The sequence below is a fragment of the Sphingomonas sp. ATCC 31555 genome (genome assembly GCF_000282895.1).
In the GTDB taxonomy this organism is placed as follows: Bacteria; Pseudomonadota; Alphaproteobacteria; order Sphingomonadales; family Sphingomonadaceae; genus Sphingomonas.
This window is the reverse complement of the sequence record NZ_ALBQ01000021.1, coordinates 207,649-229,445: the sequence shown is the minus strand read 5'-3', so window position 1 is coordinate 229,445 and position 21,797 is coordinate 207,649. Positions and strand designations below refer to the sequence as shown.

Below are 21,797 nucleotides of genomic sequence, written 5' to 3'. Positions count from 1 at the left end.
CCCCCCCCCGCCTGGGTGGAGGCTATTCCGCCGCTTCCGCCGGGGCTGCGCTCGCGGCTTCGATTTCGGCGGCCTTGGCTTCGACCAGCTTGACGATGTGATCGAGCATGTCGGCATCCTCGACCGTGTGATCGGTCAGGCCCGACAGATAGACCATGTGCTTGCCATTGCCGCCGCCAGTGAGGCCGATATCGGTCTCGCGCGCCTCGCCGGGGCCGTTGACGACGCAGCCGAGCACCGAGAGCGACAGCGGCGTTCGGATGTGCTGGAGCCGTTCCTCCAGCGCCTGGACGGTGCGGATCACGTCGAAGCCCTGGCGCGCGCAGCTGGGGCAGGAGACGACGCGGACGCCCCGGTTGCGGATGCCCAGCGACTTTAGGATCTCGAACCCGACGCGGATTTCCTCCTCGGGCTCGGCCGAGAGGCTGACGCGGATCGTGTCGCCGATGCCGAACCAGAGCAGCGAGCCGATGCCGATCGCCGACTTGACCGTACCGCCGACAAAGCCGCCCGCCTCGGTGATGCCGAGGTGCAGCGGGCAATCGACCGCATCGGCCAGCTGCTGATAGGCGGCGACGGCGAGGAACACGTCGCTCGCCTTCACCGCCACCTTGAATTCGTGAAAGTCGCGATCCTGGAGCAGCTTGATATGGTCGAGCGCGGATTCGACCAGCGCTTCGGGGCAGGGCTCGCCATATTTCTCGAGCAGGTCCTTCTCGAGGCTGCCGGCGTTGACGCCGATGCGGATCGCGGCACCGTTGGCCTTGGCGGCGTTGACGACTTCGTTCACGCGGTCGGCAGAGCCGATATTGCCGGGGTTGATGCGGAGGCAGGCAGCGCCGGCATCGGCGGCCTCGAGCGCACGCTTATAATGGAAATGGATGTCGGCGACGATCGGCACGCGCGCGGCGCGGACAATCTGCTTGAGCGCGGCTGTGCTCTCGACGTCGGGGCAGGAAACGCGGATGATGTCCGCGCCGGCTTCCTCGCAGCGGCGGATCTGGTCGATCGTCGCCTTCACGTCGGACGTCGCGGTGTTGGTCATCGTCTGCACCGTCACCGGCGCATCGCCGCCAACGGGCACGTTGCCCACCATGATCTGACGGCTGGGCCGCCGGACGATATCGCGCCAGGGTCGTACGGACATGGCCCGCCATATAGCCCGTGAGTCCCCCGCCGCCTAGGGCAGACGCGCGCGGGACGTCGCTATCCGGGATTCCACCGTTCCGGCGATGGTTAAATTCTGTTAACTATCGGTCATAACAAAGAGGGGATGACCGATGACGATTGGGTTCGCGATACGCAGCGTTGCGCTAGCAGCTTGCCTGGCCGGGGCGACCGTTGCCCAGGCACAAGTCTATACCGGCACGTTCAGCGGCACGGTGACGACTTCCGAGATCTTCGACATGCCGGTCAGCGACCCCTACATTATCTATGATTTCAACGGACAAGACATCTCGGGCACGTTCCGCATCGATCTGAGCAACGGCTTTACCGATGTGATGTACAGCGCGACGCTGCCCAGCTTCGCCTTTTCCGGACAGGCGAGCGACTCCGACCTCGACTTTTTCGATACCGCCAGCTTCGGCGTGACCGCCGGCCAGGGCTCGCTATACGCCAGCCCGAATCTGTACGGCATCAACAGCACCGCTTCGTTCCGGCTGGTGTTCAACATGGCGGCGCTCAACGACTCGCTGACGCCGCTCATCGGCACCGGGCGCTATGACTTCTTCACCAATTACGGCGGCACCAACGGCGGCGACCTGAGCGGCACGATCAACTTCGCCTTCACCAGCGGCACGCTTTCAGCGGCCCCGGAGCCGGGCCAATGGGCGCTGCTGATCGGGGGCATGGGGCTGGCCGGCGCCGCACTGCGGCTGCGGACCCGGCGCGACACTGGCAGGGCCGCCGCGATCTGCTAGGGGGAGCGGCACCACCCTAGCCGGAGCCTTTCCATGTCGACCCCCGCCACCCCCCGATGGACTCTTGCCATTCACGGCGGCGCGGGCAGCATGATGCGCGACACGCTGCCCCCGGAGCAGGTGACCGGCGCCGAGGCCGGGCTGCATGCCGCGCTGGATGCAGGTGCCGCCGTGCTGGCAGCCGGCGGATCCGCGGTCGATGCGGTGCAGGCGGCGGTGCAGGTGCTGGAAGACGATCCGCACTTCAACGCCGGGCACGGATCGGTGTTCACCTGGGAAGGCGGCCATACGCTGGATGCGGCGATCATGGACGGTTTCGATCGTGCGGCGGGGGCGGTCGCCGGATCGACGACCACCCGCCACCCGGTGGCGCTGGCCCGCGCGGTGATGGAAGGCAGCCCGCACGTACTGCTGGCCGGCGCCGGCGCCGACCAGTTCGCCCGCGAACAGGCGCTGGAACAGGTCGACAATAGCTGGTTCGGTACGGCCGAGCGGCGGCAGCAGCTCGATTGGATGAAGGCCGACACGGCGCGCGGCGGCTTCGACGTCGACATGAAGTACGGCACGGTAGGCGCGGTGGCGATGGACATGCACGGCCATGTCGCTGCGGCGACCTCCACCGGCGGCCTAACCGGCAAGCGCTGGGGCCGGGTGGGCGATTCGCCGCTGATCGGCGCGGGCACCTATGCCGATGATCGCGCCTGCGCGGTTTCGGCGACAGGATCGGGCGAGTTCTTCATCCGCGAAGGCGTGGGGCACGAGATTTGCGCACGGATGCGCTTTCGCGGCGAAACCGCGCGGCAGGCCGCCGAGGTGGTGATGGCCGATGTGAAGGCGATGGGCGGCGTGGGCGGCGTGATCCTGGCTGCCCCCGGCGGCGAGCTGGACTGGTGCTTCACCACGCCGGGCATGTACCGCGGCCGCGTCGCGGACGGCGGCGAGAAACTGGTCGCGATCTTCGGCGATACGGACCGCTGACGTACCGCTGACCGATTGATGCCGGCGCGCCGCGCGCCTAGGGCGGGCGGCATGAGTCGCATCCTGCTTCTGCTCGCCACGCTGATCGGCCTGGGCGCCGCCACCCCCGCCGCCGCCTATTGGGAATATGGCCACCAGACGGTGGCGGCGATCGCCTATCGCAACGTGACGCCACAGGTGCGCGCGCGGATCGATGCGCTGCTTGCACGGCAAGGGCTGCTCGAGACGCCGACCTGCCCGGCACGGACGATCGAAGAAGCGAGCGTGTGGGCGGATTGCATCAAGACGCTGGGGCCGCGCTTCAGCTATGCCTATTCCTGGCACTACCAGAATATCGACGTGTGCGCGCCGTTCGACCTGAAGCCGCCGTGCCGCGACGGCAATTGCGTGTCGGCGCAGATCGAGCGCGACGTGAAGCTGCTGAAGGATCGCAGCGTGCCGCTGCGCGAGCGGGTGCAGGCGCTGGCCTTCCTGGTCCACTTCGTCGGCGATCTCCACCAGCCGCTGCACGCGGGCGACCATCACGATCTGGGCGGCAACCAGGTGAAGACCAATTATGGCCTGTTCACCAGCAAGCGGCTGAACCTGCACGCAGTGTGGGATGGCTATCTGGCCGAGCGGGCGATCTCCACCCCGCCTTCGCCGGTGCGGCAGTACAGCGCCGCCGAGCGCGCTGCGCTGTGGACCGGCAATGTGGAAGACTGGAGCCGCGAGAATTGGGAAGTCGCGCGCGACTACGCCTATCCCGCCGCCGCCGGTGCCGACATGTGCACCGCCGCGGCGCGGCCGGCGCAGCTCAGCGAGGCAGCGATCGAGAAGCTGGTGCCGGTGGCGCGCCAGCAGGTGGTGCGTGGCGGCCTGCGCCTGGCCCGGCTGCTGGACGAAGCGCTCGGCTGAACGCGACACTCATTCGCGGCAGCGCCACCCGCCATCGGTGTGCCAGAAGCAGAACAGCCAGGCGAAGATGGTGAGTGGTGCCAGCAGCCAAACCTGCGCCGCGCTGCCCTGCACCGCGCGCAGCACAATCCAGGCGGCGAGCACGAGATAGACCAGCACCGCCGTCCATCCCTGCCACGTCACCGGCACGGAGACGATTCCCAACAGCCTGGGCCGGAACCAGTAGTTGGTACGCAGCTGATCTTCGGTCATTCCCCATCTCCTTGCGCCTTTGCCGGGCGGCCGCGCTTGGGCCGCACCGGATCGGCAAGCTTCACCCCGCGCCGTGCCAGCGCCTCGCGCAGCAGGCATTCGACCTGCGCGTTCACGCTGCGCAGGTCGCTCGCCGCACTCCGCTCGATCGCCGCGTATAGTGCGGGATCGAGGCGGAGGGGAAAGGCCTTTTTCTGCGGGGGTCCGCTCACGACGACGCCTTACTGATAGAGGGAACCTGCATTGACTACGGGCTGGGTATCCCGCTCGCCGCACAGCACGACCATCAGGTTCGACACCATGGCGGCGCGGCGTTCGTCGTCGAGGTCGACCACGTTCTTGGCGGAAAGCTGCTCCAGCGCCATTTCGACCATGCCGACCGCGCCTTCGACCAGCGCCTTGCGGGCGGCGACCACCGCCTGTGCCTGCTGACGCCGCAGCATCGCGCCGGCGATTTCCTGCGCATAGGCCAGATGGGTGAAGCCGCATTCGTCGACGGTGATGCCCGCCACCGCCAGCCGCGCGATCAGTTCGGTGCGCAATTCGCCGCCGACTTGATCGTGATTGCCGCGCAGCGTGACTTCCTGATGCTCGAAATCGTCATAGGGATAGCGCGAGCCGATGGTGCGCACCGCCGCTTCGATCTGGACGTTCACAAAGGCCTTGTAGTCATCGACGTCGAACAGCGCCTGCGCCGTATCGGTGACGCGCCACACCACCTGCGCCGCCATCTCGATCGGGTTACCGCGCAGATCGTTCACCTTGATCTTGTCCGAGATGATGTTGTTCGCGCGCACCGACACCGTCTTCTTGATCAGCCACGGCCAGGACCAGCGCAGGCCGGTGGTGCGATCGGTGCCGCGATAATCGCCGAACAGCAGGATCGCCGCCGCCTGGTTGGGCTGGAGCAGGTAGAAGCCGCAGAGCACGAACAGGAACACCAGCGCGGCGAGCGCGAGCCACACGAGGATCATCCAGTTCGGCACACGATCGATCTGCGTGAAGGCCAGCCCGCCCGCGGCCAGCACAATCGCCTCGACCAGCAGCATGCCATAGCCGCTGGCCGTGTGCGCCCCCGTTTCCCGGCTCTGCTGCAAGGCAGGTGCGGCACTGCGTAGGTCCGTCATTTTTCCCTCCTGAATTATGATATCATATTTATATCAAGGTAAGGCGACGGGCAAGCGGAATCGGCGGGCACGAAAAAGGCCGCCGGAGCCCTGCCCCGGCGGCCTGATTTCCAGCGTTGAGCCGACTGCGCTTAGTTGAGGACGAGCGTTACCGCGCGGCGGTTCTGCGCCCAGCTCGCTTCGTCCGAGCCCATCGCGACCGGGCGTTCCTTGCCGTAGCTGATCGTGGTGATGCGATCGGCCGAGACGCCCTGCGCCGCGAGATAGTTCTTCGCCGCATTGGCCCGGCGATCGCCCAGTGCGAGGTTATATTCGCGCGTGCCGCGCTCGTCGCAATGGCCTTCCAGCGTGATGCGCACGTTCGGGTGCGCCACCAGCCACTTGGCCTGGCTGTCCAGCACCGCGCGCGATTCCTGATCGATATCCGACTGATCGAGACCGAAGTGGATCGTGTCGCTGGTGACTTCGCGGCGGAACTGCTCCGACATCGAGGAGGTCTGCGTGGTTTCGCCGTTGCCATAGGGCTGGCTGGCGACCGGCGTCTCGGTCGGCGCGGGCGGGAGTTCCTTCGGCGGCTTCTTCGAGCAGGCTGCGGTGGCGACGAGCGCCACGCCGAGCATCAGGCTGGGGACGAGCTTGGTCATAATATCCTCCTTGTCACTGGTGTTCGCGCATGACGCGCTTTCGTTACGCAAAAGTTTCTACTGAATGTCACGGACGCACGGCACCCCAGTTCGGATCCGAGCCGTCGAGCGGAGTCGGCACTTTTCGTGTCGCGCGGCCGGTAAGGTCCACCGTCCACAAGTCTGGACGACCCGATCCCTGGGCGGACCGGAAGAAGATGATGACGCGGCCGTTGGGGGCCCAGCTCGGACCTTCATCGCCCCAGCTGTTGGTGAGCAACTGCTCGCCCCCGCCCGAGGGGGTCATCACGCCGATGCGGAACGCGCCGCCGCCCATGCGCGTGAAGGCGATCTGATCGCCGCGCGGGCTCCATGCCGGTGCCGCATAGCGGCCGCCGCCGAAGCTGATGCGGTGCTGGTTGGAGCCGTTTGCGTTCATCACATAGAGCTGCTGGGTGCCACCGCGATCGCTTTCGAACACTATCTTCGAGCCGTCGGGCGAGTAGCTGCCGCCGGTATCGATGCCCGGCGAGGTGGTCAGCCGCTCCGGCGTGCCGCCGCTGGCCGGAACGCGATAGATGTCGGTATTGCCGCCGATCGCCATCGAGAAAAGCACCCAGCGCGCGTCCGGCGACCAGTGCGGCGCGAAGTTGAGCGCGACATTGGAGACGAGCGTACGATCCTGGCGCGAATTGAGATCATAGACATGGATCGAGGGCCGATCGCGCTCGAAGCTCATGTACAGGATCGCATTGAGCTTGGGCGACAGGCGAGGCGTGAGCGTGATCGACTGGCCGTTGGTGAGGAAGCGGTGATTGGCGCCATCCTGGTCCATGATTGCCAGCTGCTTGCGGCGGCGATTCTTGGGGCCGGATTCGGCGATATAGACGACCTGGGTGTCGAAATAGGGACCCTCGCCGGTAAGGCGCGAGTAGATCGAATCGGCGCATTTGTGGCCGGCGCGGCGCCAATCGGCCGGCGATACAACGAAGCCCTGACGCACCAGCTCCACCTTGGCGAGCACGTCGTAGAGATAGCAGCCGACCGTCAGCGTGCCGTTCGAATTGGCGCGGACATAGCCCTGCACCAGCGACTGGGCACCGGTTCCGCCCCAGTAATCATAGGCGGGGGCGGTGACTTCCGGGAAGCTCACCGTACGCAGCTGCGCCGGCGGAACCGGCGTGAACAGGCCCGATCCGCGCAGATCGTTGGTGATGACCTCTGCCAGCTTCTGCCCGAGCACGTCGGTGGAGCCGGCCGGCGTATCGACTACGGCGGAGGTGGGCATCGCCGGAATGGCGATCGGCATCGGCGCGGAAATGCCGCCGACGATATCAATCACCGGCTGGGCCTGCTGCGCCTGGGCAGCGGCATCCTGAGCGGCCGCCTGCGGGCTGTTGGCGATCGGCGGCGCGGGATCGGTCTGCGCATGGGCCGTGCCCGCCAGGCACAGCGTCGCGAGGGCCAGTGTCGGGAATTTCATCGGTTCATCCTCATCCAGGCAGCTTGTAGCTGAACGCCAGGGTCTTCCAGCCGCTCGGCACGGCATAGAGATTGGCGGGCAGCCCACGAATCGGCGTGCAGCCCTTGAAGGTGGCGATCGCCAGATCCTTCACCCGCTCCACATACCGACCATTGGTCGCATCGTTCCCCTGCACGCCGGTAATGTCCGGATCGCCGGCCAGCGAGCCATCGGGATTGAAGTTCACGCGCAGCAGCACGCGAATGCGCTCGGCACCCGGCCCGGGCGTGACCTGACGGTTGGCGCAGGGCTGGATCTGCCGGGCGATCACGCCGCGAAAGCTCGCCACATCCTGGGCCGAGGCCTTGCTGGCCGGATTGTTCGTCGCCTTGCTGTTGGTCTTGTTGTTCGATCGGCCGAAATCGAGCCCGTCGAGATTGCCGGTCGGCTTGACCGGACGACGCGCGTTGCCGGTCGCAGCGCTCTGCGCGGGCGCGGTGCTGGGCTTTTGCGGCTGCGGCTTGGCGGCCGGCGAGGGCTTGCTCGGCTTTTGCGGCTGCGGCTTTTCCGCCGGCTTGGGCTGCGGCTTGGCGGGGGCAGGCTTGGGCTGCGGCTGGGGTTCGGGCGCAGGCTTGGGCGGCGCCGGCTGCGGCTTGGGCAAGGGCTGCGGATCAGGCGCCGGCGCGGGCGCGCTTTCCGGCTCGACCGGCGCTTCCACGGGCGACTTCTTTGCCGCCAATTCCTCCTGACTCACCACTGGCGCGGTGCTTTCCAGCCCCACCGTATCGGCCAGCGAAATCTCGATCGGAATCGTCTTGGGCGGTTCCTGCGGCGGCGGCTTCAGAAAGCTGAGCGTCAAGGCGGCGAACACCGCGGCATGGGCCACGATGGAAAGGCCGAGCCCGGTCCGCTCGCTACGGTCCATGGCCTCGCTCACGTCAGCGCGGATCGCTCGGATCGGTGAGCAGCGACACGCGGTTGAGGCCGGCCTGGTTGAGCTCGCCCATCACCCGCATCACCTTGCCATAGCCGAGCGCGGTGTCGCCGCGCAGATAGATGGCCGCCGGCTTGCCGTCCGGCCCCTTCTTCGCCGCGATCGCCGCGAGCCTGGCGGGGAGTTCGGCATCGCTCACCGCATCGGTATCGAGAAATACCTGGCCCTTGTCGTCGATCGAGATCTGGACCGGCTTCTGTTCCTGGTCGAGCGCCTTGGCGCGGCTTTCCGGGAGGTTCACCTGGACGCCGGCGGTGAGCAGCGGCGCGGTGACCATGAAGATGATCAGCAGCACCAGCATCACGTCGACGAGCGGCGTTACGTTGATGTCCGCCATCGGCGCGCGGCGCCCGCGGCCCTTATTGGAGGGAAGGTGCATGCCCATAGGCTCAGCCCTCCATCTCCAGGCGGCGGCTGAGCGTCGCGTGGAAGCCGTCGGCAAAGCGGTTGAGCCGCGCCTCGATGCGGTTCACCACATGGCTGTAGCGATTGTATGCGATCACCGCCGGAATGGCAGCGAACAGGCCGATCGCCGTGGCGAACAGCGCTTCCGCGATGCCGGGCGCGACGACGGCGAGCGACGAGCTCTGCGCCGCGGCGATGCCTGTAAAGGCGCGCATGATACCCCAGACGGTGCCGAACAGGCCGACAAAGGGAGCGACCGAACCGACCGTGGCGAGGAAGTTCAGCCGATCCGCCAGCCGATCGATCTCCATCGCGACCGTGGCACCCATCGCAGTGGCGAGGCGCTCGCGCGTGCCTTCGCGGTCGATCGTCTTGCCCGCGGTCGAGCGGCGCCATTCGCTGACGCCGGCGGCGAACACGCGCGCGATCGGCTGATCGCGGCCGGCGGCACGGCGATGGAACTCGTCGAAATCATCCGCCTCGCGATACTCGGTCTCGAAGCGCTGCATTTCCTTGCGAACGCCGCCGGCCTTGAGCGCGAAGCCGATGATGATCGCCCAGGTCCACAGGCTGGCCAGCAGCAGGCCGACCATCACCAGCTTGACGACGATATCGGCTTCCAGAAACAGGTGGATCGGCGACAGGACGGCACCGGTTGTGACAGGCGGCATGGACGCTTACTTCTCCTTCCACACGAGCGGTTCGAACGCAGCCAGCCATTCGGCGGGCTGCCGCCGCGGACGACCGCCGGGGGCGACGAATGCCACCGCCACGGACGCTTCCGCGAGTATAGTTTCGTTCCGCATGACTCGTTGCTGAATATCGACGGCGGCGGCGCGCAGGCGGGTTACCCGGCTGACAACGACCAGCCGATCGCCGAGTTTCGCGGGCGCACGATAGCGGATATCGAGACCGGCGACGGCATAGGCGCCCCCGCCCGCTTCGAACACCGCACGCTGATCGATGCCAGCGCATTCCAGCATGTCCGATCGCGCGCGCTCCATATAGCGCAGATAATTGGCGTGATAGACCACGCCGGTAAGATCGGTGTCTTCGAAATAGACCTGTAGCGCAAAGCGATGCTCGCAGCCGTCGAGGCGGCCGACAGGGGCTTGGACGCTGCTGGTCATGGATTGGCCTCCTAGCGGAGGCGGTGTCGTAGCGGAACCCCAAAGGGGTTAACCTTTGGTAGGTGAAAACGCGTTCCCGATCCTCCCGGCACTCGGACGGGGACCGTCGCCGAAGGCGGTGGTGAGTGCCTCGACATCGGACTGACCCGCGGAGATCCCCCTCCACCCCCGCCTGCGCATGGCCCCCCCCGTTCCGGAGAGGATCTGGATGGCTTAAAACAGCAGCCGCTGGGTCGAGCTCCCGCGCCCCACCGGGGCACCGCCGCGGCGGCGGGCCAGCTCGGTCTCGGCGGTGAAGCGTACATCCTCGTCGCGATCGGTGAGGAAGCCTTCCAGCGAATCCTCCGAGATCTCGTTCCATTCCTTGCCGCGATCGGGGCCGTAGCGGACGCGCGGCAGCAGCCCCGGCTGACTGGACCATTCGATCAGCTGCGCCACGCTCGCTTCGTTGAGCATGTCGCGCAGGTGGAATGCGGTGACATAGGCGTCGGGAAAGGCGCGGTGCGCGGGCAGGCCGCGTTCATGCTCCAGCCCCTCAGGCCGGCGCCAGTAACGCAGCATCTGGTTGGAGAAGCCGGGACAATCCGGCCAGAGCCGCAGCGCGCATTTCCAGGTGCAGATCCAGTCGGCGCCGCGGGTGAGCGCGGGCGTGCAGAACTGTTCCTCGAAGGTGGCGCGATGCGCGGCAAGTGCTACGCGGCGCGGCCAGGGATCGAGGATCGGCCGGGCGACGTCGTGCCAATAGGGCGCTTCCGCCACATCCTCATCGCGGATGTGATGGATCGCCATGGTGAGCGGGGGAATGCCGCGCCCGGGATTGACCAGGCGACTGCCGCCTTCACCCTGCAGCTCCCACCGGCCATCGGGCCCGAGCGCGACGTCCTGCCAGCCGATTTCGCACACCGCATGGGTGGGCGGCTTGTCGCCGGTCGTTTCCAGATCGATGACGCGAATGATCGAGGGGGGTGGCGATGCCATGCCCGCGATGTGGGGGGTTTCGGCCCGAAATGCCAGCCGAAAGCGCCAGCCGCCCGCTCCCGAACGACGGAAGCGGGCGGCCGCGCGATCAGTGGGCGGCCTGTTCGCCGCGGACGATGCCGCTCTTGCCGAGCTGGTCGTCGATCTGCGCCATCAGGCGTTCCAGACCTTCCTCGCTCTTCGCTTCGGCGCGGGCGACCAGCACGTCCTGGGTGTTGGACGCGCGGAGCAGCCACCAGCCATCGGGGGTGTTGACGCGCGCGCCATCGGTGCGATCCACCTCTGCGCCGTCCGCTTCCAACCGATCGAGCACTTCGTCGATCACCGGGAACTTGCGGCTCTCATCGACCTGGAAGCGCATCTCCGGCGTGTTGACCATCGCCGGCATCTCGTTCTTCAGCTGGGTGAGCGACTTGCCGATCACATGCACGGCCTGGATCAGCCGAACGGCGGCGTACTGCGCGTCGTCGAAGCCGTAATAGTCCTGCGCGAAGAAGATGTGGCCGCTCATCTCGCCCGCGAGCGGGGCGCCGGTTTCCTTCATCTTGGTCTTGATCAGGCTGTGACCGGTCTTCCACATCACCGGCTTGCCGCCCAGTTCCGCAATCCGGTCATACAGCGCCTGGCTGGCCTTCACGTCGGCGATGATCGTGGCGCCGGGATCGACCCGCAGCACCGGCTCGGCGAGGATGGAGAGGAGCTGGTCGCCCCAGACCACCCGGCCCTGGCCGTCGATCGCGCCCAGGCGATCGCCGTCGCCGTCGAACGCAAGTCCGAAATCGAGATTCTTCTCGGCGACGAGCTTCTTCAGATCGGCGAGGTTCTTTTCCTCGGTAGGATCGGGATGATGATTGGGGAAGTTACCGTCCACATCGGTGAACAGCGTGTGGTGCTCACCCGGCAACAGCTTGACGAGCTTTTCGATCACCGGGCCGGCGGCGCCGTTGCCGGCGTCCCAGCCGATCTTGAACGAACCACCCGCATAGCCGGCGATCAGGCGGCCGACATACAGGTCCTCGATGTCGGCATCCGTGACGGTTTCGGTGCCGTCGCCTTCGTCCCAATCGCCCTCCGCCGCCATCTTGCCCAGCGTCTGGATATCCTGGCCGAAGAACGAGCGGTGCTGGAACACCATCTTGAAGCCGTTATAGTTGCCGGGATTGTGGCTGCCGGTAATCTGGATGCCGCCATCCACCTCCAGCGTTGCCTCGGCATAATATAGCATCGGCGTGGGGCCCATGCCGGTGCGCACCACGTCGCAGCCCGACTTGGTGAGGCCTTCGATCAGCGCTTCTTCCAGCATCGGCGAGGAGATGCGGCCATCACGGCCCACTGCCACCCGGCGCCCGCCGGCGCGGCGCAGCAGCGTGGCGAAGCCGCGGCCGATCGCGCGGGCGTCGTCCGGACCCAGCGTCTTTCCGACAATGCCACGGATATCATATTCACGCAGCGACGTGGGGTCGAAACGATGCGTCATTCATGCCCTCCCGAAAGAAAAGATGCGCGCCTAATCATCGACTGCTAGGAAAGTTGCAAGCCGCGACAGGTGCCGGATCGTCCCTATTTTGCACCGCACCATCGTTGCGAGCAAACTGTTACGGTTTCGGGACGCAGATCAGTTGCGCAGCAACGTATCGCGGGCAAGATTGATCCGGCGCGTCAGTTCGGTCGAGCCGCCGCGATCCGGATGCACTGCCGCAACCAGCCGGCGGTGCGCGGCGCGAATCTCGTCCGGCCCGGCCGCCGCGTCGATGCCGAGGATCGCCCGCGCCTCGCCCTCGCCCAGCCGCGGCATCGGCGCGGCCAGCGTCTTTTTCTTGGGCTGCAGCCAGCGCCACGCAAGGTAGAGCAGCAAGGCGGCAAGGACGACCTTGACCATCAGGCGAACAGCGGCGCGGCGACGTCCGGCAGGGCGAGGCCCGCCATCATCTCGCGCAGTTCCTGCCGCGCCGCGACGTGGCTGAGGCCCATTTCGCCGAATTCGCGCGAATCGAGCATCGTGAGCCCCTGCGGAAACAGCTCGCGATAGATCACGCGCTCCGAGAGCCCTGAAATCACGCGAAAGCCGACGCGCTTGGAAAGCTGATCGATCGCCTCCGACACGCGCCGCATGTTGCGCGCCTCGATGTGCTGCATGCGGTTGCGCAGGACGACCCAGTCGATCGTCTCGCCATCGGCCTTGGCGCGGCGCTTGCGCGATTCCCAGATCATTTCCGAATAGAAGCTGGGACGGGTGACGCGGAAGGTATCCGGATCGACCTGGCCGATCAGGTCGAAATCGACGAAGCTGTCGTTCATCGGCGTGACGAGCGTATCGGCATTGGTGACCGAGATGCGGGCGAACTTGTCGTCGCGGCCCGGCGTGTCGATCACCAGGAAGTCGGCGCCCTCCCCCAGGCGATCGAGCGTTTCGGTGAAATAGTCCATGCTCTCGCCGTCATGGGTTTCGTAGACCGGCATGGGCAGTTCGCGACCGGTGCGGCGAATCGTCGTCCGCCGATTGTCGAGATATCGACCCATCGTGCGCTGGCGATGATCCAAATCGAAACAGGCGACGCGCGCGCCCTTGGATGCCAGCGCGATCGCCGCATGGACGGCGGTGGTGGATTTGCCGGTTCCGCCCTTCTCGTTGGCAAATACCAGCACGTGCAGGCGTTTGGCTGGCTGATTCAAAGCAGGCATTCCTTCACTTGATCGCGCCGCCTCCCCCCCATAGAAGGCCGCGCTTCCATCCATATCGAAAGTGCCAAAGCGTGCAAACCGTTCGCCAGATCGACGATCTTCGCAAGGCGCTGGACGCCTTCCGCAGCGAAGGCGCCCGGCTGGCCTTCGTTCCCACCATGGGCGCGCTGCATGACGGGCATATGGCGCTGGTGGAAGCCGCCAAGCGTGCCGGCACCCGCGTGATCGTCTCGATCTTCGTCAATCCGATCCAGTTCGGACCGAACGAGGACCTGGCGAAGTATCCGCGTCGCGAGCAGGCCGATTCGCGGATGCTCACCAACGCCGGGGTCGACCTGCTGTGGATGCCGAGCGCCGAAGCGATGTACCCGGAAGGCTTTGCGACCAGCGTGCGGGTGTCGGGTATCAGCGACCTTCTCGACGGTGCCCATCGGCCGGGCCATTTCGACGGAGTCGCTACCGTCGTCACCAAGCTGTTCCACCAAGTGCGGCCCGACGTGGCGCTGTTCGGCGAGAAGGACTGGCAGCAGCTGCAGGTGATTCGCCGGCTGGTGGCGGACCTGGACATGGGCATCGAAATCCTGGGCGTGCCCACCCAGCGCGAGGATGACGGCCTCGCCCTCTCCTCGCGCAACGCCTATCTGATGCCTGAAGATCGCGCGCGCGCCGTGGCCTTGCCCCGCGCGCTCGGCGCCGCTGCCAAGGCCATTGCCGAGGGCGGCGATCCGGAAGCAGCGCTGGCGCAGGCACGCGACACGCTGACGGCAGCCGGGTTCGAGGTCGACTATGTCACGCTCGCCGACGCCGAGTCGCTGGGCGCGCCGCTGGAAGGAAAACCGATGCGTCTGCTTGCTGCTGCACGTATCGGCGGCACCCGGCTGATCGACAACATCCCCGTCCTATGAATTAATACGGTTAAGCCGTTTAACCTTTTGTTGTCCGTTCGGACGCAAACCTTGTGCAACGAAGCGTTGAACAGGGATTTGCCAGATGGCCAACAGCCACAAGACTGCGCGCTTTCTGATAGAGAGCCGCTTGAACGATGCCGCCCGCGGCAGTGCCGATGCGTGTTTCGACCTGGGCGTCGTTTATTCCAGCGGAGCCGAAGGCGTGACGATCGACCTGGTCGAGGCACACAAATGGTTCAACATCGCGGCGATGACCGGCAGCACCGCCGCCCAGGCCTGCCGCGCCGAGATCGCGGAGGACATGACCGCGCGCGAAATCATCACCGCGCAAAAGGCAGCACGCGCCTGGCTGCGCGGCCTGGAGAGCCGCGCAGCCTGAGCCCTATCCTCAGCCGGCCGCCTTCTTCTTCGCCGGTGCCTTTTTCGCCGCGGCCTTCTTGACCGGCCCCTTCTTGGCCGGCTTCTTCTTGCCCTTTGCTGGGCCCGCCGCTGCCTTGGCATCAATCAGCTGGGCGGCCTCCTCCAGCGTCAGCGCATCCTTGTCGATCGTCTTGGGCAGCGTCGCGTTGGTCTCGCCATCGGTGAGATAGGGGCCATAGCGGCCTTCCATCAGCTTGATCTCGGCATCGGTACGCGGATGCTTGCCGAACACCTTGAGCGGCTCGCGTGCCGCCCCGCGCGCAGGCCTGCCGCCGCCCGCCGCCGCCTCGGCGAGCTTGACCACCGCCGCGTTCATGCCGGTCTCGAACACCTCGGCGGTCGACTGGAGCCGGGCATATTTCCCGTCATGCGCCAGATACGGCCCATAGCGGCCGATCGAGGCGGTGATCGGATTGCCCGTCTCCGGGTGGTTGCCGATGGTGCGCGGCAGCTTGAGCAGCTTGAGCGCCCAGTCGAGGTCGAGATCGATGTCCTTCGGGATCGAGGCGCGCGCCGCATCCTTGCCCTCGCCGAGCTGGATATACGGCCCGAACCGCCCCGACTTGCGCTCGACATTGAGCCCCGTCTCGGGGTCCTGGCCCAGCACTTCCGGCCCGGTGTCCTCAGAGCCCTCGCCGCCCGGCTGGCCGAAGCGGCGGGTGTACTTGCACTCGGGATAGTTGGAGCAGGCGACGAACGCGCCGAACCGGCCGCCGCGCAGCGCCAGCTTGCCGACGCCGCAATTCGGGCAGAGCCGCGGGTCGCTGCCGTCCGCCTTGGCGGGGAACAGATAGGGCTCGAGGAACTGGTCGAGCGCCGCGGTGATGTCGGAGGGCTTCTGCTCCATCACCTCGGTGGTGCGCGGCTTGAAGTCGCGCCAGAAGGCCTCCAGCACCGCCTGCCACGCCGCACGGCCGCCGGAGACGTCGTCCAGCTCTTCCTCCAGATCGGCGGTGAAGTCGAACGAGACGTATTTCTCGAAGAAGCGTTCGAGGAACGCGGTCAGCAGGCGGCCGCTCTCCTCGGCGAAGAAGCGGTTCTTCTCGACGCGCACATAGGCGCGGTCCTTGAGCACCTGGATGATCGAGGCATAGGTCGACGGCCGGCCGATCCCGAGCTCCTCGAGCCGCTTGACCAGCGAGGCTTCGGAGAAGCGCGGCGGCGGCTGGGTGAAATGCTGCTCGGCGTTGACCGCCTTCTTCGCGGGCGACGCGCCTTCGGACATGCGCGGCAGGCGGCGGCTGTCCTCGTCGCCCTCGTCGTCCTTGCCCTCTTCGTAAAGCGCGAGATAGCCGGGGAAGAGCACCACCTGGCCGGTGGCGCGCAGCCCGTGCTGGCCGGTGCCGTCCGCCAGATCGACGGTGGTGCGCTCCATGCGCGCCGAGGCCATCTGGCTCGCGAGCGCGCGCTTCCAGATCAGGTCGTACAGCTTGGCATGGTCGCCCGATCCGGCGCGGTCCTTGCTGAAGTCCGTCGGGCGGATCGCTTCGTGGGCTTCCTGGGCGTTCTTCGCCTTGGTCTGGTACTGGCGCGGCTTGTCCGGCACGTAGCTGCCGTCATAGCGATCGGCGACTGCCTTGCGCGCCGCCTGGATGGCCGAGGGGTCCATCTGGACGCCGTCGGTACGCATATAGGTGATCGCGCCGTCCTCGTAGAGCGCCTGCGCGATCCGCATCGTGTGGCTGGCCGAGAAGCCGAGCTTGCGCGCGGCTTCCTGCTGCAGCGTCGAGGTGGTGAAGGGCGGCGGCGGGTTGCGCATCGCCGGCTTGGTCTCGACCGAGACCACTGTGAAGCGCCCTTCCTCGACCGCCTTCTTCGCGGCCTCGGCGCTGCCCTGGTCGCCGATCGACAGGCGGTCGAGCTTCTCGCCCTTCCACTTGACGAGACGCGCCTGGAACGGCGTGCCGTCCGATTCCATCTCGGCGATGACCGACCAATATTCCTGCGCGACGAAGCTTTCGATCTCGCGCTCGCGCCCCACGATCAGTCGCAGCGCGACCGACTGGACGCGGCCCGCCGACTTGGCGCCGGGCAGCTTGCGCCACAGCACCGGCGAAAGCGTGAAGCCGACGAGATAGTCGAGCGCGCGGCGGGCGCGGTACGCGTCGATCAGGTCGGTATCCAGCTCGCGCGGGCGCTGCATCGCCTCGAGGATCGCGGGCTTGGTAATCGCGTTGAAGGTGACGCGCTCGACCTCCTTGGGGAGCGCCTTCTTGTTCTTGAGCACCTCGCGGACATGCCAGCTGATCGCCTCGCCTTCGCGATCAGGGTCGGTCGCGAGGATCAGGCGGTCCGCCTTCTTCGCCTCGTCGGCGATCGCCTTCAGCTGCTTCGACTTGTCAGCATAGGTTTCCCACTCCATCGCAAACGATTCGTCGGGATTCACCGATCCGTCGCGGGCCGGCAGATCGCGGACATGGCCATAGCTGGCGAGGACGCGATAGTCCTTGCCGAGATACTTCTCGATGGTTTTCGCCTTGGCGGGCGATTCGACGATGACAAGCTGCATGAAGTGTTCGATCGATCCCTACGTGTACGCGTGCGAGGATGACGACCGGTACGGCGCCGCGTCAAGCACAGCCGATACCGGGCGTCTTCCGGTTCAGGCGCTGGCCCGCATCCGCTCCAGCACCACGTCGATGTCCTTGGCGTCATGGCGTTCGGGGACGCGCTGGTCCTCGGGGCCGGTGCCGCGATTGACCAAGCGGCCGCGCTGTACGGGCTCGCGCCCGGCAATCTCGGACGCCCAGCGCAGCAGGTTCGGATATTCCTGCGCGTTCAGGAACACGTCCGCCCCGACATAGGTTTCGCCGCGCACCACCGCGCCGTACCAAGGGAAGATCGCCATATCGGCGATCGTATAGTCCTCTCCCACCATGTAGCGATTGGTCGCCAGATGGGTGTCGAGTACGTGGAGCTGGCGCTTGGCCTCCATCGCATAGCGATCGATCGCATACTGGATCTTGATCGGCGCATAGGCGAAGAAATGGCCGAAGCCGCCGCCCAGGAACGGCGCCGAGCCCATTTGCCACATCAGCCAGCTGAGCGTCTGCGCGCGCTGGGCGGTGTCGGTGGGCAGGAAGACGCCGAACTTCTCCGCGAGGTGGATCATCATCGCGCCGCTCTCGAAAATCGGCAGCGCCGGGCTGAGCGAATGATCGACCATCGCCGGGATCTTCGAATTCGGGTTGATCGCCACGAAGCCGCTGCCGAACTGATCGCCCTGGCCGATGTTGATCAGCCACGCGTCATATTCGGCGCCCGCATAGCCGGCGGCGAGCAGTTCCTCGAGCAGGATCGTCACCTTCTGCCCGTTCGGGGTGCCGAGCGAGTAGAGCTGGATCGGGTGGCGCCCAACCGGCAATTCCTTGTCGTGCGTTGCGCCCGAGACCGGCCGGTTGATGTTGGCGAATTGGCCGCCATTGCCCGGCGCCCATTCCCACACCTGGGGCGGGACATAGCCGGCGGGAAGGTTGTTCGCGGGATCGGGGGCGTCGGCCATGCGGGTGTCTCCTCGGGGAAGCGTTGCCGGCGGCATGTAGGACGTATGAGGCGACTTGCCAGTCCCGCGCACGCCAAAGGGCCGGGCGCAGCGATTGCCGCGCCCGGCCCTTTGTTCGGCTGCGCTACGCTTACTTGAAGCGCAGCCCGACGCCGGCCATCACGCGCTGGCGGGCGGTGTGATCGTTGTACTGCGAATACACATACTGGACGTTGGCGTAGACCGGCATGCGGCTTTCCTCGCCAGTCAGCGAATATTCGACGCCGCCGCCGACCTGATAACCGGCGGTGTTGAAGCTATCGTAAAACGAGGTTTGACCCGCAGGCGCATCAAATCGCTTACGCTGTTCGTTGACGACGTACCCACCCTTAGCGAAGATCAGGATCTGCGGCGTTGCAAGTACACCTGCACGAACGGCCGCGCCATATTCTTCAAACGACTTGTGGCAAACCGAGCCGCCCTGAACGCCAGCTGAGCAGTTTTCGTTCCAGTTGTTGGCGCGCCAGTAGCTGCCTTCCGCACCGATCACGATGCGATCGCCGAGCTGGCCGTCGAAGCCGATCGTGCCACCGTAGCCGAACTTGTTGTTGTTGTTGCCCTGAGACTGGAACCGATCACCGCCGGCATTGGCTTCGATGCGGATGCCGCGGAAGCTGGTGCCGTTGGTCGAGCTGGTCTCCTGAGCCTGGGCGGCGGTGGCGGAGAGGCTGAGCGCCGCTGCTGCGACGAGAAACACTGAACGCATACGTGTACATCCCTTGAGATTGGAGGGGCTTTGCCACCGCCCAAACCCGCCAGCTGCGAAAGGTTTCCAAACCTCGTCGAAGAAAGCCGGAACTGCGTTGCATTTCTGCAACAACCCGCAGGTTTCGCAGGGTTGCGCCGCTTGGGACGATCAGCGCAGCGAAACTCTGCCGCCGGCATGCCGATCCAACCGCCCGGCAAGCTCCAGTTCCAGCAGCACGGTCTGCACCACGGCGGGCACGCAGCCGGCCTGGCGGATCAGTTCGTCGACGGACACCGGCACGGGGCCGAGCAGCGCTGCGATGCGCGTGCGATCGGCGTCGCCGGCATCTTCGGGCGCGGGGCCGCAATAGCGATCCAGCGGCGCGCGCACCGCGCGTGGATCGATCGGCCGGATCGCCTCCCAGATATCGTCGGCCGACTGGACGAGGGTCGCCCCCTCGCGGATCAGCAGGTTGCAGCCCTGCGCGCGAGGATCGAGCGGTGATCCCGGCACAGCCATCACCTCGCGACCGGCGTCGACCGCGATGCGGGCGGTGATCAGGCTGCCCGAGCGCGGCGCCGCTTCGACCACCACAGTGCCCAGCGACAGCCCGGCGATGATGCGGTTGCGCGCGGGAAAGAAGCGCGCCAGCGGCTGGGTGCCCGGGGGCTGTTCGGTGACGAGCAGCGCCTGTTCGGCGACTCGTGCCTGCAGTTCGGCATTTTCGGGCGGGAACACGATATCGATGCCGCTGGCAATCACGCCGACCGTACCGCCGGCAAGCGCACCCTGATGCGCCGCCGTGTCGATCCCGCGCGCCAGGCCGGAAACGACCGTGGCACCGCGCTCCACCAGCCCGATCGCCAGCTGGCGCGCAAATCGGCACGCGGCGGCGGAGGCGTTCCGCGCGCCCACCATGGCGACGCAGGGCCGCTCCAGCAGCCCCGTGTCGCCGCGGACGATCAGCGCCGGGGGCGCATTGTCCAGCGCGCCGAGCAGGGCCGGATACTCGGGATCATCGAGGAACAGATAGCGTGCGCCCAGGCGCTCGACGGCAGCGATCTCGCGCCGCACGTCGGCCGGATCCGCGATCGCCGGCGCCCTGCCCCCGCCGCGCGCGGCGAGCATCGGCAGCGCTTCCAGCGCCGCTTCGGCCGAGCCGAACCGGGCAATCAGTTGAACATAGGTGACGGGGCCGACATTGGCGGAGCGCAACAGCCGCAGCCGCGGCTCCCGCCGATCAGCCACGCTTGCTGCCGACCCGGGGTTCTGAGCCGCTGAGCAGCCGATCGATATTGTCGCGGTGCTTCCACAATACGATCAGCGCCAGCGCCAGCAACAGCAGCACCAAATCGATCCGCCCGAAAAAGGCGGTGCTGACCGGCGCACTGATCGCCGCCGACATGCCGGCAACGGAGGAGATGCGGACCACGGCCAGCAGCCCCAGCCATACCGCGGCATAAACCAGGCCGGACGGCCAGTAGAGCGCCAGCACCAGCCCCATCAGCGTCGCAACGCCCTTTCCGCCGCGAAACTTGAGCCAGACCGGGTAGCAATGGCCGAGGAAGACGGCCGCGGCAGCCAGCGCGGACATGCCCGGCAACAGCGCATCGACCAGCAGCACCGCCGCCGCACCCTTGCCGAGATCGAGCAGCAACGTCGCCGCCGCCAGCCCCTTGCGGCCGGTGCGCAGCACGTTGGTAGCGCCGATATTGCCCGACCCGATCGTGCGCAGGTCGCCGGCGCCGGCCGCCCGGGTCAGCAGCACGCCGAACGGGATCGATCCGAGCAGATAACCGAGCAACAATGCCCCGACCGGAGCCAGCCATGGAATTTCGGTAGGCAAGTCTTCCCCCTTCAGCAGCCCGGGAGTAGCCGTTTCCCCATGGCAGATGCAATGATCTGCATCAGCGTGCAGATATGGCCGAGCCCCACATCGCGCGCCTGCCCAGCGTTGACGGGGGTGCGCGGCCTCGGCCATGGCGTTTGCCATGCCCGATCGCCGTCCCATCCTGTTCTTCGACTCCGGCGTGGGCGGCCTATCCGTGCTGGCACCAACCGCCGCGCTGCTGCCAATGGCCCCGCTGGTCTATGTGGCAGACTCGGCCGGATTCCCTTATGGCACCAAAAGCGAGACGGAGATTGCCGCCCGCGTGCCGGCGCTGCTCGGCCGGCTGGCCGAACGCTATGATCCGCGCCTGATCGTCATCGCGTGCAACACCGCCTCTACCATCGCGCTTCAGCACGTCCGCGCTGCGCTGGACCTGCCGATCGTCGGCACCGTGCCGGCGATAAAGCCGGCGGCAGCGATCAGTCGCACACGCGCCATCGGCGTGCTGGGCACCGCAGCGACGGTGCGGCAACCATATGTCGACGATCTTGCGGCTCGCTTCGCGGCCGATTGCACCGTGCTGCGCCATGGATCGGCCGCGCTGGTCGAACTGGCAGAGGCCAAGCTGGCAGGGGAGACGATCGCGCCCGATGCGGTCGCTCGCGAGCTGGAGGGCCTGTTTCGCCAGCCCGGCGGCGAACGCATCGACGTGATCGTCAACGCGTGCACGCACTTTCCGCTTCTCGAAGCCGAGATGCGGGCCGGGGCGCCGGCGGGCATGACCTTCATCGATGGCGGTCCCGGCATCGCGCGGCGTGTGGCGTATCTTACCGAAGGGCAGTCCTGGCCGGACCAGTCCTTTCCCGGCCTTGCGGTATTCACGTCGCGCGATGCTGGCGACCAGCGGCTAGCACGCCGACTCGCCGACTATGGCCTAAGTCGAATCGAAACGCTGTAAG

The 21,797-nt window shown here is 66.6% G+C and carries 25 protein-coding genes; 6 read left to right on the top strand and 19 right to left on the bottom strand.

The window, feature by feature from the left end:
• Window positions 1-22: 22 nt before the first annotated feature.
• On the bottom strand, window positions 23-1,147 hold the full coding sequence (ispG, locus tag B215_RS0112085; RefSeq protein ID WP_019369910.1) for a flavodoxin-dependent (E)-4-hydroxy-3-methylbut-2-enyl-diphosphate synthase: 1,125 nt from the start codon (window positions 1,145-1,147) through the stop codon (window positions 23-25).
• 133 nt (window positions 1,148-1,280) lie between these two features.
• Here ispG and B215_RS0112080 point away from each other — a divergent pair, with 133 nt between their 5' ends.
• Genes B215_RS0112080 through B215_RS0112070 form a run of 3 tightly spaced genes read left to right on the top strand, consistent with a single transcriptional unit; the run spans window position 1,281 to window position 3,797 of the window.
• Entirely contained in the window at window positions 1,281-1,922 is a 642-nt protein-coding gene (locus B215_RS0112080) for a PEP-CTERM sorting domain-containing protein (RefSeq protein WP_019369909.1), read from the top strand.
• Between the two features lie 33 nt (window positions 1,923-1,955).
• Window positions 1,956-2,900 carry an isoaspartyl peptidase/L-asparaginase family protein gene (locus B215_RS0112075; RefSeq protein WP_026009197.1) on the top strand — a complete coding sequence of 315 codons (945 nt, stop codon included), beginning with the start codon at window positions 1,956-1,958 and terminating at the stop codon, window positions 2,898-2,900.
• Window positions 2,901-2,951: 51 nt separating this feature from the next.
• Window positions 2,952-3,797 (top strand): S1/P1 nuclease, encoded by an 846-nt coding sequence (locus B215_RS0112070; RefSeq protein ID WP_019369907.1) that lies wholly within the window; start codon window positions 2,952-2,954, stop codon window positions 3,795-3,797.
• A 9-nt stretch (window positions 3,798-3,806) separates the two neighbouring features.
• On the opposite strand, the gene B215_RS20040 is transcribed toward B215_RS0112070, so the two are convergent.
• The 13 genes from B215_RS20040 to B215_RS0112005 form a co-directional block, all read right to left on the bottom strand.
• Window positions 3,807-4,049 (bottom strand): hypothetical protein, encoded by a 243-nt coding sequence (locus B215_RS20040; protein WP_019369906.1) that lies wholly within the window; start codon window positions 4,047-4,049, stop codon window positions 3,807-3,809.
• Complete coding sequence (locus B215_RS0112060; RefSeq protein WP_019369905.1) at window positions 4,046-4,261, bottom strand: hypothetical protein; 216 nt, start codon at window positions 4,259-4,261, stop codon at window positions 4,046-4,048. The genes B215_RS20040 and B215_RS0112060 overlap by 4 nt, the downstream gene beginning before the upstream one ends.
• Window positions 4,262-4,270: 9 nt before the next feature.
• The gene (locus tag B215_RS0112055; protein ID WP_019369904.1) at window positions 4,271-5,176 is read right to left on the bottom strand and encodes an SPFH domain-containing protein; all 906 of its coding nucleotides are present in this window, start codon (window positions 5,174-5,176) and stop codon (window positions 4,271-4,273) included.
• A 131-nt stretch (window positions 5,177-5,307) separates the two neighbouring features.
• Window positions 5,308-5,820 carry a peptidoglycan-associated lipoprotein Pal gene (gene pal / locus B215_RS0112050; protein WP_019369903.1) on the bottom strand — a complete coding sequence of 171 codons (513 nt, stop codon included), beginning with the start codon at window positions 5,818-5,820 and terminating at the stop codon, window positions 5,308-5,310.
• Between the two features lie 67 nt (window positions 5,821-5,887).
• A complete protein-coding gene (gene tolB / locus B215_RS0112045; protein WP_019369902.1) occupies window positions 5,888-7,282 on the bottom strand; it encodes a Tol-Pal system beta propeller repeat protein TolB in 1,395 nt (464 codons plus the stop codon).
• Window positions 7,283-7,292: 10 nt separating this feature from the next.
• Complete coding sequence (locus B215_RS0112040; protein ID WP_236704413.1) at window positions 7,293-8,198, bottom strand: cell envelope biogenesis protein TolA; 906 nt, start codon at window positions 8,196-8,198, stop codon at window positions 7,293-7,295.
• A 1-nt stretch (window position 8,199) separates the two neighbouring features.
• Window positions 8,200-8,640 (bottom strand): protein TolR, encoded by a 441-nt coding sequence (gene tolR, locus B215_RS0112035; RefSeq protein WP_019369900.1) that lies wholly within the window; start codon window positions 8,638-8,640, stop codon window positions 8,200-8,202.
• A 4-nt stretch (window positions 8,641-8,644) separates the two neighbouring features.
• Window positions 8,645-9,331, bottom strand: a complete 687-nt coding sequence (gene tolQ, locus B215_RS0112030; protein WP_019369899.1) for a protein TolQ — start codon at window positions 9,329-9,331, stop codon at window positions 8,645-8,647.
• Window positions 9,332-9,337: 6 nt separating this feature from the next.
• Window positions 9,338-9,790, bottom strand: coding sequence for a YbgC/FadM family acyl-CoA thioesterase (locus tag B215_RS0112025; protein ID WP_019369898.1), 453 nt, complete (start codon window positions 9,788-9,790; stop codon window positions 9,338-9,340).
• Window positions 9,791-10,003: 213 nt separating this feature from the next.
• Complete coding sequence (locus B215_RS0112020) at window positions 10,004-10,768, bottom strand: 3'-5' exonuclease (protein WP_019369897.1); 765 nt, start codon at window positions 10,766-10,768, stop codon at window positions 10,004-10,006.
• 88 nt (window positions 10,769-10,856) lie between these two features.
• Window positions 10,857-12,245, bottom strand: coding sequence for a phosphoglucomutase/phosphomannomutase PgmG (gene pgmG / locus B215_RS0112015; RefSeq protein WP_019369896.1), 1,389 nt, complete (start codon window positions 12,243-12,245; stop codon window positions 10,857-10,859).
• A 138-nt stretch (window positions 12,246-12,383) separates the two neighbouring features.
• The gene (locus tag B215_RS0112010) at window positions 12,384-12,647 is read right to left on the bottom strand and encodes a J domain-containing protein (RefSeq protein ID WP_019369895.1); all 264 of its coding nucleotides are present in this window, start codon (window positions 12,645-12,647) and stop codon (window positions 12,384-12,386) included.
• A complete protein-coding gene (locus tag B215_RS0112005; RefSeq protein WP_019369894.1) occupies window positions 12,647-13,450 on the bottom strand; it encodes a division plane positioning ATPase MipZ in 804 nt (267 codons plus the stop codon). Before B215_RS0112005 ends, B215_RS0112010 begins: the two co-directional genes overlap by 1 nt.
• A 71-nt stretch (window positions 13,451-13,521) precedes the next feature.
• On the opposite strand from B215_RS0112005, the gene panC reads away from it, so the two are divergent.
• The gene (gene panC / locus B215_RS0112000; protein WP_019369893.1) at window positions 13,522-14,355 is read left to right on the top strand and encodes a pantoate--beta-alanine ligase; all 834 of its coding nucleotides are present in this window, start codon (window positions 13,522-13,524) and stop codon (window positions 14,353-14,355) included.
• 85 nt (window positions 14,356-14,440) lie between these two features.
• Window positions 14,441-14,737 (top strand): sel1 repeat family protein, encoded by a 297-nt coding sequence (locus tag B215_RS0111995; protein WP_019369892.1) that lies wholly within the window; start codon window positions 14,441-14,443, stop codon window positions 14,735-14,737.
• Between the two features lie 9 nt (window positions 14,738-14,746).
• Here B215_RS0111995 and topA read toward each other — a convergent pair whose 3' ends face one another.
• The 5 genes from topA to plsY form a co-directional block, all read right to left on the bottom strand.
• Window positions 14,747-17,287, bottom strand: coding sequence for a type I DNA topoisomerase (topA, locus tag B215_RS0111990; RefSeq protein ID WP_019369891.1), 2,541 nt, complete (start codon window positions 17,285-17,287; stop codon window positions 14,747-14,749).
• Window positions 17,288-17,380: 93 nt separating this feature from the next.
• The gene (yghU, locus tag B215_RS0111985) at window positions 17,381-18,280 is read right to left on the bottom strand and encodes a glutathione-dependent disulfide-bond oxidoreductase (RefSeq protein WP_019369890.1); all 900 of its coding nucleotides are present in this window, start codon (window positions 18,278-18,280) and stop codon (window positions 17,381-17,383) included.
• 130 nt (window positions 18,281-18,410) lie between these two features.
• Window positions 18,411-19,025, bottom strand: coding sequence for an outer membrane protein (locus B215_RS0111980; RefSeq protein WP_019369889.1), 615 nt, complete (start codon window positions 19,023-19,025; stop codon window positions 18,411-18,413).
• Window positions 19,026-19,175: 150 nt separating this feature from the next.
• Window positions 19,176-20,255: a DNA-processing protein DprA gene (gene dprA / locus B215_RS0111975; RefSeq protein WP_019369888.1), complete on the bottom strand. Its 1,080-nt coding sequence runs from the start codon at window positions 20,253-20,255 to the stop codon at window positions 19,176-19,178.
• Window positions 20,248-20,853, bottom strand: a complete 606-nt coding sequence (plsY, locus tag B215_RS0111970; RefSeq protein WP_037513649.1) for a glycerol-3-phosphate 1-O-acyltransferase PlsY — start codon at window positions 20,851-20,853, stop codon at window positions 20,248-20,250. Before plsY ends, dprA begins: the two co-directional genes overlap by 8 nt.
• A 145-nt stretch (window positions 20,854-20,998) precedes the next feature.
• On the opposite strand from plsY, the gene murI reads away from it, so the two are divergent.
• Entirely contained in the window at window positions 20,999-21,796 is a 798-nt protein-coding gene (gene murI, locus B215_RS0111965; RefSeq protein WP_019369886.1) for a glutamate racemase, read from the top strand.
• Window position 21,797 lies beyond the last annotated feature (1 nt).

Coding starts and splice junctions, on each gene's coding strand:
- ispG (WP_019369910.1), bottom strand. CDS start 1,147: ATGTCCGTACGACCCTGGCGCGATATCGTCCGGCGGCCCAGCCGTCAG.
- B215_RS0112080 (WP_019369909.1), top strand. CDS start 1,281: ATGACGATTGGGTTCGCGATACGCAGCGTTGCGCTAGCAGCTTGCCTG.
- B215_RS0112075 (WP_026009197.1), top strand. CDS start 1,956: ATGTCGACCCCCGCCACCCCCCGATGGACTCTTGCCATTCACGGCGGC.
- B215_RS0112070 (WP_019369907.1), top strand. CDS start 2,952: ATGAGTCGCATCCTGCTTCTGCTCGCCACGCTGATCGGCCTGGGCGCC.
- B215_RS20040 (WP_019369906.1), bottom strand. CDS start 4,049: ATGACCGAAGATCAGCTGCGTACCAACTACTGGTTCCGGCCCAGGCTG.
- B215_RS0112055 (WP_019369904.1), bottom strand. CDS start 5,176: ATGACGGACCTACGCAGTGCCGCACCTGCCTTGCAGCAGAGCCGGGAA.
- pal (WP_019369903.1), bottom strand. CDS start 5,820: ATGACCAAGCTCGTCCCCAGCCTGATGCTCGGCGTGGCGCTCGTCGCC.
- tolB (WP_019369902.1), bottom strand. CDS start 7,282: ATGAAATTCCCGACACTGGCCCTCGCGACGCTGTGCCTGGCGGGCACG.
- tolR (WP_019369900.1), bottom strand. CDS start 8,640: ATGGGCATGCACCTTCCCTCCAATAAGGGCCGCGGGCGCCGCGCGCCG.
- tolQ (WP_019369899.1), bottom strand. CDS start 9,331: ATGCCGCCTGTCACAACCGGTGCCGTCCTGTCGCCGATCCACCTGTTT.
- B215_RS0112025 (WP_019369898.1), bottom strand. CDS start 9,790: ATGACCAGCAGCGTCCAAGCCCCTGTCGGCCGCCTCGACGGCTGCGAG.
- B215_RS0112020 (WP_019369897.1), bottom strand. CDS start 10,768: ATGGCATCGCCACCCCCCTCGATCATTCGCGTCATCGATCTGGAAACG.
- pgmG (WP_019369896.1), bottom strand. CDS start 12,245: ATGACGCATCGTTTCGACCCCACGTCGCTGCGTGAATATGATATCCGT.
- B215_RS0112010 (WP_019369895.1), bottom strand. CDS start 12,647: ATGGTCAAGGTCGTCCTTGCCGCCTTGCTGCTCTACCTTGCGTGGCGC.
- B215_RS0112005 (WP_019369894.1), bottom strand. CDS start 13,450: ATGCCTGCTTTGAATCAGCCAGCCAAACGCCTGCACGTGCTGGTATTT.
- B215_RS0111995 (WP_019369892.1), top strand. CDS start 14,441: ATGGCCAACAGCCACAAGACTGCGCGCTTTCTGATAGAGAGCCGCTTG.
- topA (WP_019369891.1), bottom strand. CDS start 17,287: ATGCAGCTTGTCATCGTCGAATCGCCCGCCAAGGCGAAAACCATCGAG.
- yghU (WP_019369890.1), bottom strand. CDS start 18,280: ATGGCCGACGCCCCCGATCCCGCGAACAACCTTCCCGCCGGCTATGTC.
- B215_RS0111980 (WP_019369889.1), bottom strand. CDS start 19,025: ATGCGTTCAGTGTTTCTCGTCGCAGCAGCGGCGCTCAGCCTCTCCGCC.
- murI (WP_019369886.1), top strand. CDS start 20,999: ATGCCCGATCGCCGTCCCATCCTGTTCTTCGACTCCGGCGTGGGCGGC.